We start from the raw sequence: 16,855 nt of genomic DNA, 5'->3' as shown, positions 1-16,855 counted from the left end.
TTGTTGCGGAATGCTTCGTCGCTTGATCGCCCGAGCAAGAAATGCAGGCTAGCGCCTGGCCTCGGCCAGCTGCGCGGCTAGCACCCGATTGCGGCCGGAATCCTTGGCCCGGTAGAGCGCGGCGTCGGCGAGTGCGACGAGTTCCTCGACGGAATTCGCGCCAGAGAAGCGCGTGTCCGCAAACCCACCGCTCACGGTCACGGGAACCGGAGAGGAAGGGTGTTGCGACGAAGGTGCGGTCGCGATCGAGAGGTTCTCGATCGCCAGGCGGTGCCGATCCGCAACGTGCAATAACCTCTCTCCCATCAGTTCCGGGCAGATGATGAGGATCTCTTCACCGCCCCAGCGCACGACAGAGTCATAGGGACGGACGTCTGCTTTCAGGCAGTCCGCGACCTGCTTCAGTACGAGGTCTCCGGTTTCGTGTCCGAATCGATCGTTGATCGATTTGAAGTGATCCAGATCGAATAGCACGATTCCAAAGTGGCTGATGCCGCGTTGCATCCGCTCGTACTCAGCCGCCAGGACTTCATCCGCCCGACGGCGATTGAACAAAGCCGTCAGGGGATCCACGAGGCTCAGGTGTCGGAGCTGGTCGTTCTTTTCCCTTAGCGCCCGTTCGAGTTGAACCACGCGAAGCCCCACTCGGATTCGGGCGATGACTTCGCGCAGCTCAAACGGCTTGGCAATGTAGTCGTCCGCACCAATTTCCAGCGCTTCGACCACGGAACTGGTATCGCTGCGTCCGGTCAGAAGGATCACATAACAGCTTTCATTGCTCTCGCGGCGGTACTCCACCAGCCGTTCGATGAGCGATACACCGTCCATGCCGGGCATCATCCAGTCGGTCACGACGACGCAGGCTCCGGCCCTTTCGACCTGACTCAGGGCGTCGGGGGCCGCATCGAAGAACTCCATTTCCCACTCATCGCGCAGCGAGCGGAGATTTCGCTTCAAGCCTTCCAGTACATGAGATTCGTCGTCGACGAACAGGATTCGCGGACGCTCACTCACTCCGGGATCTCACACATCCAATACTCGCGCAAAGAAGACCGTCCCCGGCCCTACGCTCCGGCAGCCAGCGGGGCCGCGATCGGCGGTAGCGCTTCGGCCGAGATTGATTCCCGCAGCGGTTCGACTCCGAGCAGCCCCCGGGCTTCGTCGAGTGGCATCTCGAACAGATCCTCCAGGACCAGTGGAGCCAGGAAGCGTGCGCGTCGTCCGGCCCGATAGGCGCGCCACATGAAGGGAAGAAGTGGACTCACGAGCTTGCCCTCAGACCAGGTTGCGCGAGTGCTGCGCATGAGAATCGTCCCGAGCAGGTAACCGATGCCCAGGCTGTGCATCTGCGCCCAGCCAAAAGCCAGAACGCCGAGCTCGCCAACCGGGTCGCGATTGTAGCCGGTGAGCACGTGCCAGAAATCGTGTACCTGAGTGAGTCGTTGGGAAAGATAGGCGACCTCGGGATCGGGTGCGGATGACTTCCTCTCCATCAATCCCGGTTCGAATCCGTTCAACGTCATCCACTCTGCGAAGGTACGCCCAAAACTTCCAGCCGGAAGCGCGAGCAGGTCGTCGAGATCGCACGTCGAAGTATCGAAGACGGGACGTTCGCGAAGCAGACGTATACCCGCAGGATCCTGCCTGATACTGCGCAACAGGCGTTGCGAGTTCTTTCCAGAGAGGGCCTCGACGATGACGAAGACCTTCTCGGTCTTCTCCGGATCCTCCGCAAGTTCCTTCATCGCCGCTCGGGCTGTAGAAATTCGTGCCAAAAGACTCATGGAACCTCCTTCGCGTGCGCGTTCTCGCGTTGGAAGGATCTCGCTTTCACCGCCCCCGTGCAAGTCCATTCCGCGCGGGCTAGACGAGCACCCCATCGACCCGCAACTGCTGGTACTCCTCGTCGCTCATGTCCAGAAGGTCACACAAGACCGCCTCGTTGTGCTCTCCCAGCATGGGCGCGCGAGTCAAGCGCTGGTCGACACCGTCAAAACGGATCGCATCGCGATCGATGGGGATGTCGAGTTCAGGCGCTACGGGTTGTCGCACGATCTGGTAGTGCGGGCGCAATTGCGGGTCGCGCTCGAAGGTATCGCGGAGATTCTCGACAGGAGATGCGGCGATTCCGTCGGCTTGCAGGCGCGCGGCGAGTTCCCAGCGGTCCAGGCCCTCGCTGAAACGGCGGACGATCTCATCGAGTTCATCCTCGTTGGCCTTGCGGGCAAAATGCGTGGCAAACCGGGGATCGGTCGACAGTTCAGATCGGTTCATCTGGGTGCAGAGTCGAGTCCAGGCAGCATCGTCCTCGATCGCAACCGCACACCACTCATCTTCCCCGCGTGTCGGATACACGCCATGGGGACAGTAGTTCGCATCTCGATTGGCAGCGGGTGGTGGCTGGACGCCGGTGGCGCGGTACTGCATCCACTCCGCACCCAGCAAGGAGATGGTCGCCGATAGCTGGGATAGATCGAGTTCCTGACCCTTTCCGGTGCGTTCGCGCTGACGCAAGGCCGCCATCACGGTCGTGGCCAATAGGTAGGGTGAAGTGAAGTCCGGATACGCAACGCCGATACCGCGGGGCCGTTCGTCGGGAAAGCCCATGAGAGTGTTGAACCCCGAAGCGGCCATCACGACGTTTCCCATGGTCGGTCGATCGCGCCACGGTCCGTCTTTGTGCGTACCCGGAAGGTTCAAGAGAATGATGTCCGGTCGAATCTGGCACAGGGACTCATAACCGAAACCCATGCGCTCGAGGGCGCCCGGCCGATAGTTGTTGGTAACGACATCCGCCCCGGCCACCAGACGGCGCACGACTTCTCGACCCCGCTCCGTCGACAGATCGATGCTGAGTGAACGTTTCCCGGCATTGGCGGTATTGAACAGACCGCCCAGAGTGGCGTCGGGTTTCCCATCAGGCCCCGCCGAAAACCGCATTCCATCGGCGTGGCGAGTCGACTCGACGCGAATCACATCGGCGCCGAAACTAGCGAGCAGTCGAGTTCCGATCGGTCCTGCGAGTACCCAGCAGAAGTCGACGACGCGAACTCCGGCGAGGGCCCGCAGGGGATCAAACCTCGGACCCGGCTCAGCGGACCGCGGTGGTTCAGGCTGCGGCTCGGCAGACCCCGTTTTGAGCGAGGCGAGTTCCCTCGCGATCTCCGGGCCGTGCTCGTCGAGAAGGGGTGCACGGCCGAGGTCTACATCCTGTTCCATTGCGTCGACCGGGCTGCGCGGAAAGCCGAGCGTCCGGCCGAGTGAAGCGTGCTCGACCTCGAGAAACTGTTCGTTCGCCTGATAGTGGGGATGCGTCTCCATGCTCGGAAAATCGAGGATCGGCAGACATACGATCTGCGCACGCCCTGCGCGCTCCGCGAATGCGTCTCTCCCGTAGCGTGCGGCGAGTTCCAGAGTTGCAGCCGAAACGGGATTGCCGCGCCTGGGCGCGCCGGTCTCTGCATAGTGGGCATCTTCTGGAGTGAGTGTGGTTTCGATGCCGGCTTCTTCGACCCAGTCGAGAAAGAGTTCGAATCCCGCCGGCCGGATCAACACGCCTACGTAACCGCCGTCCTTGCAGCGCAGCGCATTGGAAAGCCCCGGACGTCCGGGAACCCGACCGAACCACGACCAGAAGGTTGGCGTCGCCGTCTGGATCGCGGCCATGCAGGCGGCCTCCTGCAAGGAAACTTCGAAGTGAGCTCCGCAACTCGAAGATCGATCGCGACTGGAGAGAGCCACCATCACCCCCGTCGCAGCCGCCAGACTGGCCATCGCGTATGCAGGTCGAGCCGAGCCCTGCAGCGGCGCGGATCGCACGTCACCGGATACCCAGACCAGTCCGCTGGCCGCACCCGCAATCAGATCGTTTCCACGCCAGTCGGCCCACTCTCCGTCCGATGCAAAAGCGGGAACGGAAGCGTGAATCAGTCGGGGATTCCAGGAGCGAAGCCGCTCAGATTCGAGGCGCAACTCGTCCCGCTGCGCGGGCGCCGCCGTCTCCACGAGAACATCAGCTGAACACACGAGATTTCGAAACTGGGCTTCGCCGGCATCACTGGCGCGATCGATCACGACAGAGCGCTTGTTCGCATCGTGGTACAAATGAAAGAAGCTGCGCTCCGGGCCGGGAATACCGTCTAGAAAAGGCGCGCGGCTGCGCGTGCGACTTCCGCCGGGCGGTTCCACTTTGATGACGTCCGCACCTAGATCCGCCAGGATACGCGTCGCGAACGCGGCCGATTCATCCGCGAGGTCCAGAACTCGAACTCCCGTGAGCGCCGTGACGGTCACCCACGCGACTCGGCGAGAGGAATGTACAGCGCGCCTTCGAGCGCAGTTCGATCTTCACCCTCGACACTCAGCGAAAGTTCGACGAGTTCCGGCGTCGCCCGCTTCACGATGGCGACGGGAGTAATCCGTGTATCCGCAAAGGTCTGCGCCTTCCACCTGAGGTCGAAGTGCGCGCCATGCAGGAGCACTTCCGGTCCCCAGGCTCGCATCAGCGTCTCCGTCAGAAAGGCCGCGACATGAGATCCCCCCGCGATCGGTGCGGCGAGCCCTTCGCGCTTTGCGACCTCTGGATCGGTGTGGATCGGATTCTCGTCTCGTGCGGCATCGCGCTTGCGCATCATCTCCAGAGACACCAGAGAGCGTTTGCCTTCGAATCGATCTCCCGGCGAAAGTCGTGTGAGTTTGTCGATCTCGGGATTGGCCACAGCCCGGCGGGCATCGGGTCCGGCGAAACCGAGATCGTCCTCCGTTCTTCCCTCGGCTCCGTCGGGTAGCGCTTCGTCTTTGCGATAGCTCAGCAGACCCGTCGTCCGGTTGGAGACCAGGAGTCGGCCGTCGAAGTCACGCGTCTCCGCGATCGTGACACCGTAGCGGCGACCCCGGCGACTGAAACGACGCGCCGACTCGCCTTCGATCACCAGGGACTGCCCGATCCGAACCGGTCGGTGAATCGTTACCTGTTCGCGCACCCAGACCCCACCGGAAACCGCACCCTTGGGCCGGCTTCCGTCTTCACGCGGCCTGCGCGGTTGATTGACCAGCAGAAACAAGCTCATGCCCATCAACACGTCGGGGGGAACACTCCCCGCATCCCGCAAGAGCCCAATCGCCTGCCCCTCTTCGCCCTGACCTTCGACCGCAGCATCGGTCAGTGAACTCGGCAACGGACCGCGAAAGGTTTTCAGGGGCTGTGGGTGGAAGCGTTCAGAAGACATGCTCGCCCTTTCCCAACGGATGGTCTTCTCAGTCTATCCACATCGAGCCGTCATTGTTGAAACTGCACGAGCCATCTCGATTGAGCTGGCATACTATTGTCAAATGATCTGGTTGCGCCGCGGACTGATGACTTTGGCAGGGCTAGTCGGAATTCTCTGCTTGTTTTTCGCAGGCTGGTGGCTGGTTCCCGCGGGCACGGCCTCGATTCCCGGAAGAAACTCGATCGCATCGCTCGAACGCGTGCTGCTCGGCGGTCTTGAACAGACTCTTCTGTTGCGCGGTCAGGACGCGACCCAACCCGTCCTCCTCTACCTGCACGGGGGTCCGGGTGCGGCCATGCTGCCGGTCGCACCCTACTACTCGAAGCGACTCGAAGAACACTTCGTCGTGGTGCACTGGGATCAACGCGGAGCGGGGGCCTCCTGTAAGGGGGTCGACTGGAACACCGTGACGCTCGAACAGATCGTGAGCGATACGATCGAGCTTTCGGAGATCCTCTCGCGGCGCGAAGGCGCCGGGGGCAAGATCTTCCTGCTCGGCCATTCGTGGGGAAGCATCATCGGAGCTCTGGCAGCCCAGAAACGGCCCGATCTGTATTACGCGTACGTGGGGCTCGGCCAGGTGGTCAACGGTCGGCGCAACGAGGAACTCTCCTATCAGTGGGTAGTCGAAGAAGCCGGTCGGCGCGGCGACGAAGAAGCCTTGAAAGAGCTGGCCACGGTCTCTCCACCCTATGGAACGTCCGAAGAACTCGTCGTTCAGCGCAACTGGCTCAACGCCTACGATGGCAGCATCTACGCGAGCGACCAGTTGCTCAACATACTTCCGTCCGCACTCTTTGGACGCGAATACACTCTGTCCACGCGCGTGTCATGGCTGGGGTGCTTCATGTCGAGCCTCGATGCCCTCTGGGGCGGCATGGACGAAGTCGATTTTCCCACACAGATTCCGCAGTTCGAAGTTCCGGTCTTCTTCTTCACGGGACGCCACGACTGGAACACACCCTTCCCGCTCGTAGAAGAATGGGCGGCCCGCCTCGCCCCTTCCACGACCGAGATCGTCTGGTTCGAAGAAGCCGGGCACATGGTCCCGATCGAATCCCCTGCCGAATTCCAGCAGAAGCTGATCGAACGCCTGCTCCCCCTGGCTCCCGGATCCTGAACGCAGAACACCAGGACCGTCTCCCCGCTGGACAGCACGCAGATTGGCGTGTACCTCGGCCTGGCGGTCTACGGCGGCTGAACTAACGCTCGACTTCGGAGCTTCCCAACACGGCCGTGGCTCTGATCTCCAGACGCAGATCGGGAAGAATGAGAGCGCTGACGCCCAGAACCGTCCAGGCCGGGTAGTCCTGCGGGATGAACTCGTCCTTGACCGCGGCCACGGCTGGCACTTCGCTGATATCGGTGTGGTAGCTGACCAGTTCCACGACATCGGCCAGGCTGGCGCCCGCTTCCGCGAGCACTGCCTTCAGATTTTCGAAAGCCAGACGCGCCTGCTTGTCGATCTCCGCCGGGATTCCCTCGGGACCGGTACCGACCTGGCCGGAAACCCAGATCGTATCGCCGACGCGCACGGCCTGAGAAAACTTCCAGCTCTTGTAGACGGCCTCGGTTCCGGGCGGGTTGACCAGATTGCGCTTCATGGGTTCTCCTCTTTACAAATGAATTGCGCGGGGATTGTACGATGATCGTAGGGCGGTTGGCTGGCCTGTGGCGGTACGCGGTCAAATCGATGGAGGGAGAGGATCTGCAGGAGTGCCTGCTCGGAGACCTTGGGCTCCCCGGGGACCGGGGCTGGGCCGTGCGCGACGAGACCGCGGGCGAGATCCGCAACGGGCGGAAATTCCCCGAACTGCTTCTGTGTCGCGCGCGCTACACCAAAGAACCCGAGGGCGATGAAGTTCCACCGGCCGAGATCGTCCTGCCCGACGGCACGGAACTGCGCAGCGACGCCTCAGATGCGGGCGAACGCCTCTCGGCCCTGCTGGGGCGACCCGTCACACTCTGGCCTCGCAAACCAGCGGAAGACCTCGACCACTACCGGCGCGGCAAGCCGGATGCCCCCGATATGGAGACCGAACTTCGACAGGTGATGGACCGTCAGCCCGGTGAACCCCTGCCCGATTTTTCCGGCTTCCGACGCGATCTCGCGTTCTTCGCCTGTCCGCCCGGCACCTACTTCGACTCCTTTCCGCTGCACCTGCTGACGACGGCTTCTCTGCGCCGACTCGAGGAGTTGCATCCGGGCACGGACGCGCACCCCGCGCGCTTTCGACCCAATCTGTTGATCGAGAGCGAGGGTGAGGCCATCGGGCCCGTCGAGGCCGACTGGAATGAGCGAAGACTGCGCATCGGGCAGGCGGAGCTACAGGTCGAGATTCCGACCGTCCGTTGCGCCATCCCGGGTCGGGCCCAGCGCCAACTCCCGGCGGACCCTGGTTTGATGCGCGCGATCGTGCGCGATCTGGCCCAGAACCTGGGCGCCTATGCGTCGGTATGCACGCCCGGTCGGATCGCCATCGGCGACCCGGTCGAGCTGATCTGAGCGACCTCGGCAAGCCGCCCGCCCGCTAGCACAGCCGCAAACGGATAGTCGGCTACACTCCCGAACATGAGCAAGGGATACCGCAGCCACACGACGACCCGGGGCCGAAACATGGCGGGCGCGCGCTCGCTATGGCGCGCCACCGGAATGACCGATGAGGACTTCAACAAGCCCATCATCGCCATCGCCAATAGCTTCACCCAGTTCGTGCCCGGACACGTCCACCTCTGGGACGTGGGGCAACGACTCAAGACGATCATCGACGAGGCCGGAGGCTACGGAGTCGAGTTCAACACCATCGCCATCGACGACGGAATCGCGATGGGCCACGACGGGATGCTCTACTCGCTGCCCAGTCGCGACCTGATCGCCGATAGCGTCGAGTACATGGTGAATGCCCACATGGCCGATGCCCTCGTGTGCGTTTCGAACTGCGACAAGATCACTCCGGGAATGTTGATGGCGGCCATGCGCCTCGATATTCCCACGATCTTCGTTTCGGGCGGACCCATGGAAGCCGGCAAGGCGGTGGGAACCACGGACCGCCTCGGCAACCCACTGCCCGAAGCCCTCGACCTGATCGATACCGTGATCCAGTCCCAGAACCCGGACGTCGACGACGAGACCCTGGAGATCATCGAACGTTCTTCGTGTCCGACCTGCGGTTCCTGCTCGGGGATGTTCACCGCCAATAGCATGAACTGCCTGGCCGAAGCCCTGGGCCTGGCATTGCCGGGCAATGGCACCCTGCTGGCCACCCACGTCTTGCGCTGGGAACTCTTCGAACGCGCGGGAGCGCGCATCGTCGAGTTGGCCCGCGCCTGCTACGAGCAAGATGACTCCAGTGTACGGCCGCGGAGCATTGCGAGCTTCGACGCCTTCGAAAACGCCATGAGCGTCGATATCGCGATGGGGGGCTCGACCAATACCGTGCTCCATCTTCTGGCCATCGCCCACGAGGCGCAGGTGGACTTCACGATCAATGACATCGAGAGGATCTCGCGCCTGACCCCGACTCTGTGCAAGGTCGCGCCTTCGTCGAACTACCACCTCGAGGACGTCGGTCGGGCGGGTGGAGTCTTCACCATCCTCGGCGCTCTGCAGCGCGCCGGGCGAATACACGCAGACGTCGGAACCGTCGAGGGCGGAACTCTCGGCGAAGCCATCGCCAGCAACGATGTTCGCTCTGAAACCGCGGACCCCAGGGCTCAAACCTACGCTCTGGCCGCACCGGGCGGTGTGCGGACGACGGTCGCCTTCTCGCAGGACAAGTACTACGAATCCGTCGACTACGACGCTGAACAAGGTTGCATCCGCGAAAGCGACCACGCCTATAGTTCAGACGGCGGACTCGCGGTACTGCGCGGAAACATCGCCGAAGACGGGTGCATCGTGAAATCAGCGGGTGTACCCGAGAGCCTTCGGGTCTTCGAAGGTCCGGCTCGCATCTACGAGTCACAGGATGCCGCGTGCAAGGGGATCATCCAGGACGAGGTCCAGAGCGGCGATGTCCTGGTCATCCGCTACGAGGGACCGAAGGGAGGACCCGGCATGCAGGAAATGCTCTACCCGACCTCCTATCTCAAGTCGAAGAAACTCGAGATGAGCTGCGCGCTGGTCACCGACGGACGATTCAGCGGTGGATCGGCCGGATTGTCGATCGGGCATGTATCTCCCGAAGCCGCCGAAGGCGGCGCGATTGGCCTGGTCCAGAACGGCGATCTGATCCGTATCGATATTTCCAATCGAAAGATCGAGTTCGCCGTCGAAGCAGCAGAACTCGAAACCCGACGCACGGCCATGGAAGAGCGAGGCCAGAGCGCGTGGCAACCGGAAGAAAAGCGCGAACGCAGAGTTTCGAAGGCGTTGCAGGCCTACGCATTGATGACCACGAGTGCCTCTCGCGGAGCAGTACGCGATCCCGACCAACTGAAATAACAAGGGAGCGGGTTCCCAAATGCGCAAACTCTTGATTTTCTTCGTCTTGACACTGCTGATCGGGGTGGTCGGTCCGCCCGCCTGTTACAGCCTGGTCGGCATCGAGCGCCCGGAGCTTCCGAAGGCCGGGCGATCGCTAGAACTCCGCGACGGCACGCGGCTCAACGTACTCGAGAGCGGAAACGCAGCCGCTCACCCGATCGTATTGATCCACGGGCTTCCGGGGTCTGGCTATGACTGGAGACCGTTACCGGAAACCCTGGCGGCCGGTGGGGGACGCGTGATCGCGTACGACCGAAAGGGCTACGGGCATTCCGACGCTCGAGGCGAGAACGAGGCGCACTCGATGGAGGCCAATGCCTCTGAGTTGCTCCAGTTGCTCGAAGCGCTCGAGCTTCGAAACGCCACACTGGTGGGCTGGTCGTACGGGGGCGGGGTCGCAACTCTGGCCAGCATCGCGGATTCATCGCGCATCGCGCGCGTCGTGCTCCTGGCGAGCGTCGGGCCCGCGGTGGAATTCGAAGGCGGCAACTGGATCGAAAACCTGATCTTCTCGGCGCCCGTACTGGCATGGGTCGGGCGCGTTCCTCCGATTTCGGCGGCCACCACGACCGCCCTCAGTCGCGAGGCCTTCAGCGAACAAGCGATGCCAGACTGGTGGGTTCCCCAGACCCGAGCAAATCTGGCACGTACAGGCACGCGACGTGCGATGCGACTCGAAAGCCAGCAATGGCCGACGGTTGCCCTGGAACCGGAAAAGATCGGCCGTCCGGTCCTGGTCATCCACGGCAGCGAAGACCGCTCATTGCCGTTGTCCGTCGGCGAAGACCTTTACCGTCGCACACAACCCGAATCCAAAATTCTGCGGGTCAGCGGCGGGAGCCATATGCTTCCGGTCACCCACGCAGAGCTGCTCGCGCAGCATATCCTCAGCTTTTCTGGCGGGAAAGATTCAGCGTCGGACTGAGCCTTGTTCCGGCCGTCAATCGATTTGAGCGACCTCGATGCCTCGCTCGGCCAGAAGCGCGACCAGATCACTCGACATCAGCTTCGCCGCCGCGGGTTGCCCGCGCACATGGGCATCCATATGCGCCAGGCCCAGCCCCTGAATCCAGGCGTAGGCGTGATCGGCGGGGCAGAGCTCACTGCTCGACTTCATCGCGTCAAAGATGACCTGTACATCTGGAGACCCAGCCGGAGCCCCAGCACCTAACATCGGCCCCATCTGCGTGGCTCGCGAGATGTGTGCACAGATGCGTCGTCTGCCTTCGCTCTCCTCCGAAGCCGTGCGAGAAGATCACCAGCGGAAACACACCGTCCGCCGTCGCCGCATCGCGCACCGCCGCCTGTTTCGCGGGCGGTGCGATCGGCAGGGTCTGGAAGCTGTCCCGGTGTTCGGGATCGAGATCCTGTCCGGCGTGCGCAGAGGTGGCCGGGTACCAGACTTCGACGGGCAGCGTCCGTTCGCGCGTGGCGTCGGTCCACTCGAAAGTGCGAACACCGACGGGCGAGCTACCCCGGATAAATGGATCGTAGGACATCGCTTCGCTCATCCTCCCGCCGCCGCTTTCACGAAACCCACGCGATCGCCATCGCTGAGCTTCGTCTTCATGCCTTTGCGGTGGGTCGTCAGGATGCCGTTGACGGACACCGCAGCAACACGCACCAGCTTGGCGAACTGCTCCCCACCATCCCCGAAGCGCGCGCGCGTCTGCGCCACCGCATCTTCGACCGTCTGTGCGGATTCAATCTCGAGGCAGTCCCGGCCCAGCGCCTTGCTCATGTCGTAGGTCAATTCGACTCGGATGCTCATTGCTCGTTCCTCGTGTGATTCGAAGCTACGCGGCGGCCCGACTCACAGCCGTTTCAGACTCGAACCTGCAACCGATCCAGTGTCGCCCGCAGCGGAACACCGTCGGCATCCCAGCCGCGAAGCTTGTAGTACCGGGGCAGGAAATCACCCAGCGGATGGCCCCCGTCCATGTTTTCGAAAATGGACTCATTGAGCATGCGCGGAGGCAGCGTGTCGTCCTTGCCCGTCAACCCCTCTCGCAGATTGTACATACGCTCGAGATTGAAGATGCGACCGCCGATCTCCTGGAGATGCCCGGATGAAAAAGTCTGCCCGGTAACGTAGGTCAGCCACTTTTCGTACCACATCATGGGCTTGCCCTTCATCCCCATGCCCAGGCGCATCATCGGACCCGAGTTTTCGAAGATCTTCGAGATCGTGCGGTAGGTCAGCGACTTCGGATCCATATTGTGTATGGACGCGGGAACCATGCCGTAGGCGGTGAAGAAACAGAGCACCATCGAGTTGATCGCGCAGGCGCTGTTCTGCATGAGCACCGGAATATCCGCCTTTAGTTTGTGGTTCTGCGGATTGATCGTGAGCGGGCCGACCGATTCCATGTACATGCTTCCACCCTGAACGTGGCAACCGCCGCGATTGGTGGTGGCGTACTCGACCCCCTGGGCAAACGATCCGCGCGGATCGTACGCCGAGAGTTCCAGTCCCTTCACGTGCATGGCGTATTCGTGCCCGCCGAATTTCTGACTCATCTTGCGCGAACCGTTGGCGATTTCGTCACCCGCGCCCCTGCGGTGCGCGATGTCGCCAATCAATTCGCTGATGCCCTCGGGATCGCCGAAGCGGATGCCGGAATCGTGCACTCCGCGTTCCTGCAGTTCCATGGCGAAACTCAAGCTCCCGCCCAGGCTGATGGTGTCCATTCCGAAGTCGTCCGCGAGATAATTCCACTCGGAGACCTTCTCCAGATCGCCGATTTCCAGATTGCTGCCCATCAGTGCCAGGGTTTCGTACTCGGGCCCCTTGACCCGGCCCTTGCCCCTCAATTCCACGTCGCGACCGCAGGTCACCGGGCAGTGCTGACAACTGGTCTTCACGCCGACGAGCGCGTGGTCTTCCATGTATTCGCCGGAGATCTTCATCGCCTGATCGAAGTGACCGCGCTGAAAGTTCCGGGTGGGCAGGATGCCCCGACCATTGGACGTATTGACGATCGCCGCAGTGCCGAAGCGTTTGAGCGAACTTCCGAGCACCGGATGATCCTTGAAGATTTCGCGAACCTCCTTCGTATAGCTCTTGAAAGTCTCCGGATCGTCCATTTCGAGCTTGCGCGAGCCCGTGACGCTGATCGCCTTGAGGCGCTTCGAACCCATCACGGCACCGACGCCGGTGCGGCCCGCGATCCGTTCGTTCGAAACGATGCCCGCATAGAGCACCTGGTTCTCTCCGGCCTGTCCGATGACGGCATGAGAGTGCTTCTTGCCGAGGATCTCCTGGGTTTCGTACGTTCCCTTGCCCCAGAGGTCCGAAGCATCGATGAACAGGACTTCGTCGCGATCACCGTCGACCTCGATGCGAACGGGTCGCTCGGAGCAATGGCTGACGACGATCAGATCGACTCCGGCTCGCTTCATGCCGTAGGCGTAATTCCCACCACAAGTCGCGTTGCCGATCCCGCCGGTAAGCGGACTCTTGCAGACGACCGCAAAGCGATTGCTCTGCGGCGCCACCGAACCGTTGAGCGGACCGGTGGCGAAGATCAACGGGTTGTCGGGACCGAGCGGATCGACACCCGCTTCCGTGCGATCGTAGAGCAGGCGTGTTCCATAGCCCTTGCCGCCGATATAGAGCTTCGCGATCTCTTCATCCAGCGGCTCAAAGCTGTACTTCTGCGTCGCCAGATCGATTTCGAGGATTCGGCCCGCGTAACCTTTGATCATTGGACTCTCCTGTCCAGAAAGATGGGGGAAGACCAGGCACGCTCCGAGACGGGCGCCAGGCAGTCGTCGTCGAAGGGCGTGCGATAGTCACCGTAACAGGGCGAGGTGCGGATCGCCTTCCCTTCGGCGTCGAATTCCGTGCGCAAGCTCGCAGCATTGATGGCCGGGGTCGCCTTCTGGATCGCACGGGCGTAGTACAGAACATCTCGCCGAGAGGCCGGGTACTCGGGATCCTCGAAAGACGCGACGCAGCCCCGCGGGTCCGGATCGCACTCGATTCGTTTCCACGGGTCCTCGATGAGATCGCCGGGGTTCTCTCCCTGACGCTGCTGGGGGCGGATGCGGACGATCTCGATGGCCGTGATCGGTATGCGACTGTCGCTCGGGTTGTAGCAATCGCCGCGGCACAGGTTTTCGAGGCGCTCGGGCGTGAGCGCTTCGAGACTTTCGCTGGGACAACCGGGTTTCTGCTCGAGCGAGCCGATGGCTCGCACCTCGAAGCGTGGAATTCCCTCAAATGAATGGGCACTTCCCATCGACGCCCGGCCCCCGGGGGCATTGAGCAGATCGAACCAGAGAAGAATGCGCGGGCCACTGGTTCCATACACTTCGCGTCGCTTCAACGCAGACCAGATCGCCTCGCGATTCCTCCCGCTGCTATGCGCAGCTACGAGTCCGCCCGGATAGTAGAAGCTCGCCACTCGTTCGGTATCCCGGTGGGTCATTCCGGGACGTATCTCTACCGGTTGGGGAACCTGCGGATCGGCTTCGACCTGAGTGCGGGCGAGACTCTCGTAGAATTCCGAACGCACGCCTGTCGCCTCGGTCATATTGCGGCGCTGGAACTGTTTGTAACCGGTTCCGGGGCGCGCCGCGTGGTTGTCGCTCGACGAGATGAAGCCGAAGCGAAAGCGCAGAGGATCTCCGCTCGCGTTCTTCTCCTTCGGGTTGGAGAGCGACATCATGTACTGCACGGATTCGCGGGGGCGTTGCGAAAACGCAGGCTTGAAGCAATCGCGACACTGCCCGCAGTCGAGCCATTCCTCGGCCCGGGTATCGGGGAAGACCATGTGAGGCGAGACATTGGCGTCGAGCACGAGGCGTCGCGCCTGTTCGATCCGCACCTGACACTCCTGTTCTGGGAGATCCCCACAACGCTCCCTCATGATCTCTCCAGCCCGCCTGCAACACGGGAGATAGTCGGGCGTTGGAGCCGGACAGACGGGGTTGCCCTGCCCGTCTACCTCGTATTCCCGCCAGTCGCGATACTCCTCGGAATTTCCGTGACCCGACATCACCTCGACAAGTGTCTGCAACTCCGGGTCGTGACGCTTCAGGGTGAGTTGTTTGTCGAAGGAAGTTCCCGGAGGCGTATAGGCTCCCCACGTTGTCCCGTGTGGGATCACCAGCGTGTCGAAGCCCCACTGCCGGAGTTTCGCGAACAACAGACCCGGTTCCAGCGCCGCCTCCCGACAGTCCGCGGGAAGCGAACGAGTATCGACCCCCGCCTCGCACTGGGGCATCTGCGCCAGCTTGTCGAGCAACCAGACGAAGTCGCTGTACTCACCCCAACCGCCCGGGTCCAGCCAGCGCACCGTACGGGCCGATTCGAAACCAGAGACCAGACCGCCTTCACCTTCAACCGAGCCGATCGGACGCGCCGGAAGCTCGTTCTCGGCAGTTCCCGGGAACAGCACATTCTTGTGCCCCCAGTGCTCCTCGGGCGTGAGTCCTACCTGTGTCCACTCGAAGCCCGTAAACGCGGCGAGGTCGGGATCGGCCGGGTCACCCGCACGGGCGTTGCACTGCCGGATACTCTCCTTCACGTCCTGCCAGTGTTTGGACGTGAGATTTTCCGCGTGGTCCGTCAGGGCGTAGAAATCGAGCGCAGCACAGTGCCGGGCAAAATCACATGCATCCGCCGGGGGATGGGCACCTTCTCCGTTGACGACTGGAAGCGAATAGAGAAAGGCATCGAAGGAATAGGTGGTATGCACGTGCAGATCGCCGAAGAGAATCGTCTTCGAGTCAGCCACCGTGCCCGTTTGTCCCGCGATCTCGCGTCGAGCATCGCTCTGTCGTTGCGCGGCGGCGGAAAGCGACTCCTTCGACCGGCCAGGCCCTTCGATCAAACCGTCGGGCCTGTCCCCCCCGCCACACGCGAGCATCGATCCCACCAGGAGTGCGATGCAATAAGAGCGCTGTTTCGCACGAATCCACGCGAGAGAAAGGCGAGAATCCGACATTTCTACCCCCACTGAGTCGATGGTCGCGCCATCGTTCACTCATTCTACCGAGCCGGGGGAAATGCGTCTCCGTTTGCCGAAACCGAACCCGCTTCCACGGCTGCAGCCCTATAAGCCAATGAACGCCATTGCCTGACTTGCATTTTTGAAGTCCAGGATTCGTTGATGATGGTATGTCTTTTCACCAACTAACACAAAGTTGAAGCCCAGTTCCTCACAAGCCTTCTTATCCCATTCCCCATCTCCGAAATAGGTGCAAGGAACTCGATTCTTCCCGATGGCCTTCTCTTCTGCGATTTTCATTATCTCAATTCTCGAGAAATGGTTACTTGAAGATGCAATTGGGATATCTGCGACGTCAATACCCGCTGATTCCAGTTTCATTAGAGCAGTCTCGTGCCACCCACCGGTTGCAATTGATAATCCTAGATCTTCTATTCGACGTAGCGCAGACAAGAATTCAGAAGCACCTGGAACCTGCTGCACTGGGTTGCCCTTCAAGTGGTTAGCCACCTTATCAGCGAATGTCCCTTTGACATCAGCATGGATTTCTTCTCTCTTAGCATGAAGTCCATTTTCGTTTATGTGCTGATCCAGGATGCCCGCATCACTAACATAGGCGTACTTCGTCCATTCGGGATCCAGACTATGGCCTAGAACCTCATACACGGCTTCAAGATAACAATTGCCATCAAACTCGTCTGACATTACTAGCGTGCCGTCAACGTCAAACATCACGTGGTGCAAACCGCTTCTCTCCTTGGCATATAGCGGACCAGGCATCAGCGGCGCTGAAGGGCGCCGCCGAGTGCGCTGGACCTGAAAAATCCGGTGCCAGACGGTACAGCGGAATTTTGAACGATGCCCTTCAACATCCGACGCATGCCGTTGGCGCAGACTCCAAGCAGAGCCTGGAACCAGTGGACCGAATGGCAAGCCGGAAACAAGGAGTTGCGACGCACAAACCACCAACGCCCGATGAAAGCGGAGGTGTCAAGGGACGTCCTGAACCGCCCCGGTTTCTCCGGAGACTCGTTTAGTTGAGTCCAGCCACCGTGGCCAGACTTTCTTGCTTCTCATAGTAAACCTGTTCGAGTTCGGCTGGAGGGATATTTCCGATCGGCTCGAGCAGCCGGCGGTTGTTG

Annotated in this window: 15 protein-coding genes; 4 read left to right on the top strand and 11 right to left on the bottom strand. The window is 61.6% G+C overall.

Features of this window, described 5'->3' with window-relative positions; genetic code table 11:
* Window positions 1-48: 48 nt before the first annotated feature.
* From GY725_02515 to GY725_02500, 4 genes are all read right to left on the bottom strand, one after another.
* Window positions 49-1,014, bottom strand: a complete 966-nt coding sequence (locus GY725_02515) for a diguanylate cyclase (protein MCP4003048.1) — start codon at window positions 1,012-1,014, stop codon at window positions 49-51.
* 50 nt (window positions 1,015-1,064) lie between these two features.
* Window positions 1,065-1,784: a hypothetical protein gene (locus GY725_02510; protein ID MCP4003047.1), complete on the bottom strand. Its 720-nt coding sequence runs from the start codon at window positions 1,782-1,784 to the stop codon at window positions 1,065-1,067.
* Between the two features lie 79 nt (window positions 1,785-1,863).
* Complete coding sequence (locus tag GY725_02505) at window positions 1,864-4,293, bottom strand: CoA transferase (GenBank protein ID MCP4003046.1); 2,430 nt, start codon at window positions 4,291-4,293, stop codon at window positions 1,864-1,866.
* Window positions 4,290-5,228 carry a MaoC family dehydratase gene (locus GY725_02500; GenBank protein ID MCP4003045.1) on the bottom strand — a complete coding sequence of 313 codons (939 nt, stop codon included), beginning with the start codon at window positions 5,226-5,228 and terminating at the stop codon, window positions 4,290-4,292. Before GY725_02500 ends, GY725_02505 begins: the two co-directional genes overlap by 4 nt.
* Window positions 5,229-5,331: 103 nt before the next feature.
* On the opposite strand from GY725_02500, the gene GY725_02495 reads away from it, so the two are divergent.
* On the top strand, window positions 5,332-6,390 hold the full coding sequence (locus GY725_02495) for an alpha/beta hydrolase (GenBank protein MCP4003044.1): 1,059 nt from the start codon (window positions 5,332-5,334) through the stop codon (window positions 6,388-6,390).
* 82 nt (window positions 6,391-6,472) lie between these two features.
* Here GY725_02495 and GY725_02490 read toward each other — a convergent pair whose 3' ends face one another.
* Window positions 6,473-6,874 (bottom strand): RidA family protein, encoded by a 402-nt coding sequence (locus tag GY725_02490; protein ID MCP4003043.1) that lies wholly within the window; start codon window positions 6,872-6,874, stop codon window positions 6,473-6,475.
* A 41-nt stretch (window positions 6,875-6,915) separates the two neighbouring features.
* On the opposite strand from GY725_02490, the gene GY725_02485 reads away from it, so the two are divergent.
* The 3 genes from GY725_02485 to GY725_02475 all read left to right on the top strand — a co-directional run bounded on the left by GY725_02485 (window position 6,916) and on the right by GY725_02475 (window position 10,681).
* A complete protein-coding gene (locus tag GY725_02485) occupies window positions 6,916-7,776 on the top strand; it encodes an MOSC domain-containing protein (GenBank protein ID MCP4003042.1) in 861 nt (286 codons plus the stop codon).
* 66 nt (window positions 7,777-7,842) lie between these two features.
* Window positions 7,843-9,714, top strand: coding sequence for a dihydroxy-acid dehydratase (gene ilvD / locus GY725_02480; GenBank protein ID MCP4003041.1), 1,872 nt, complete (start codon window positions 7,843-7,845; stop codon window positions 9,712-9,714).
* Between the two features lie 19 nt (window positions 9,715-9,733).
* Entirely contained in the window at window positions 9,734-10,681 is a 948-nt protein-coding gene (locus GY725_02475) for an alpha/beta hydrolase (protein MCP4003040.1), read from the top strand.
* A gap of 15 nt (window positions 10,682-10,696) precedes the next feature.
* Here GY725_02475 and GY725_02470 read toward each other — a convergent pair whose 3' ends face one another.
* The 6 genes from GY725_02470 to GY725_02445 form a co-directional block, all read right to left on the bottom strand.
* Complete coding sequence (locus tag GY725_02470) at window positions 10,697-10,873, bottom strand: hypothetical protein (GenBank protein ID MCP4003039.1); 177 nt, start codon at window positions 10,871-10,873, stop codon at window positions 10,697-10,699.
* A gap of 4 nt (window positions 10,874-10,877) precedes the next feature.
* Window positions 10,878-11,267 (bottom strand): hypothetical protein, encoded by a 390-nt coding sequence (locus GY725_02465; protein MCP4003038.1) that lies wholly within the window; start codon window positions 11,265-11,267, stop codon window positions 10,878-10,880.
* Window positions 11,264-11,527, bottom strand: coding sequence for a MoaD/ThiS family protein (locus GY725_02460; protein MCP4003037.1), 264 nt, complete (start codon window positions 11,525-11,527; stop codon window positions 11,264-11,266). The genes GY725_02465 and GY725_02460 overlap by 4 nt, the downstream gene beginning before the upstream one ends.
* A 53-nt stretch (window positions 11,528-11,580) precedes the next feature.
* On the bottom strand, window positions 11,581-13,464 hold the full coding sequence (locus GY725_02455) for an aldehyde ferredoxin oxidoreductase family protein (GenBank protein ID MCP4003036.1): 1,884 nt from the start codon (window positions 13,462-13,464) through the stop codon (window positions 11,581-11,583).
* The gene (locus GY725_02450) at window positions 13,461-15,710 is read right to left on the bottom strand and encodes a DUF3604 domain-containing protein (protein ID MCP4003035.1); all 2,250 of its coding nucleotides are present in this window, start codon (window positions 15,708-15,710) and stop codon (window positions 13,461-13,463) included. The genes GY725_02455 and GY725_02450 overlap by 4 nt, the downstream gene beginning before the upstream one ends.
* A 108-nt stretch (window positions 15,711-15,818) precedes the next feature.
* Window positions 15,819-16,457, bottom strand: a complete 639-nt coding sequence (locus GY725_02445) for an HAD hydrolase-like protein (protein MCP4003034.1) — start codon at window positions 16,455-16,457, stop codon at window positions 15,819-15,821.
* Between the last annotated feature and the right edge of the window lie 398 nt (window positions 16,458-16,855).

Source organism: bacterium (assembly GCA_024226335.1).
GTDB lineage: Bacteria > Myxococcota_A > UBA9160 > SZUA-336 > SZUA-336 > JAAELY01.
Note: the sequence above shows the minus strand (reverse complement) of the source record. Positions and strands in the feature narration are given on the sequence as shown.

Bases quoted from the DNA above. Each gene is read 5' to 3' on its own strand.
- GY725_02510 (MCP4003047.1), bottom strand. From the start codon at position 1,784: ATGAGTCTTTTGGCACGAATTTCTACAGCCCGAGCGGCGATGAAGGAA.
- GY725_02500 (MCP4003045.1), bottom strand. From the start codon at position 5,228: ATGTCTTCTGAACGCTTCCACCCACAGCCCCTGAAAACCTTTCGCGGT.
- GY725_02495 (MCP4003044.1), top strand. From the start codon at position 5,332: ATGATCTGGTTGCGCCGCGGACTGATGACTTTGGCAGGGCTAGTCGGA.
- GY725_02490 (MCP4003043.1), bottom strand. From the start codon at position 6,874: ATGAAGCGCAATCTGGTCAACCCGCCCGGAACCGAGGCCGTCTACAAG.
- GY725_02485 (MCP4003042.1), top strand. From the start codon at position 6,916: ATGATCGTAGGGCGGTTGGCTGGCCTGTGGCGGTACGCGGTCAAATCG.
- ilvD (MCP4003041.1), top strand. From the start codon at position 7,843: ATGAGCAAGGGATACCGCAGCCACACGACGACCCGGGGCCGAAACATG.
- GY725_02475 (MCP4003040.1), top strand. From the start codon at position 9,734: ATGCGCAAACTCTTGATTTTCTTCGTCTTGACACTGCTGATCGGGGTG.
- GY725_02470 (MCP4003039.1), bottom strand. From the start codon at position 10,873: ATGAAGTCGAGCAGTGAGCTCTGCCCCGCCGATCACGCCTACGCCTGG.
- GY725_02465 (MCP4003038.1), bottom strand. From the start codon at position 11,267: ATGAGCGAAGCGATGTCCTACGATCCATTTATCCGGGGTAGCTCGCCC.
- GY725_02460 (MCP4003037.1), bottom strand. From the start codon at position 11,527: ATGAGCATCCGAGTCGAATTGACCTACGACATGAGCAAGGCGCTGGGC.
- GY725_02455 (MCP4003036.1), bottom strand. From the start codon at position 13,464: ATGATCAAAGGTTACGCGGGCCGAATCCTCGAAATCGATCTGGCGACG.
- GY725_02450 (MCP4003035.1), bottom strand. From the start codon at position 15,710: ATGTCGGATTCTCGCCTTTCTCTCGCGTGGATTCGTGCGAAACAGCGC.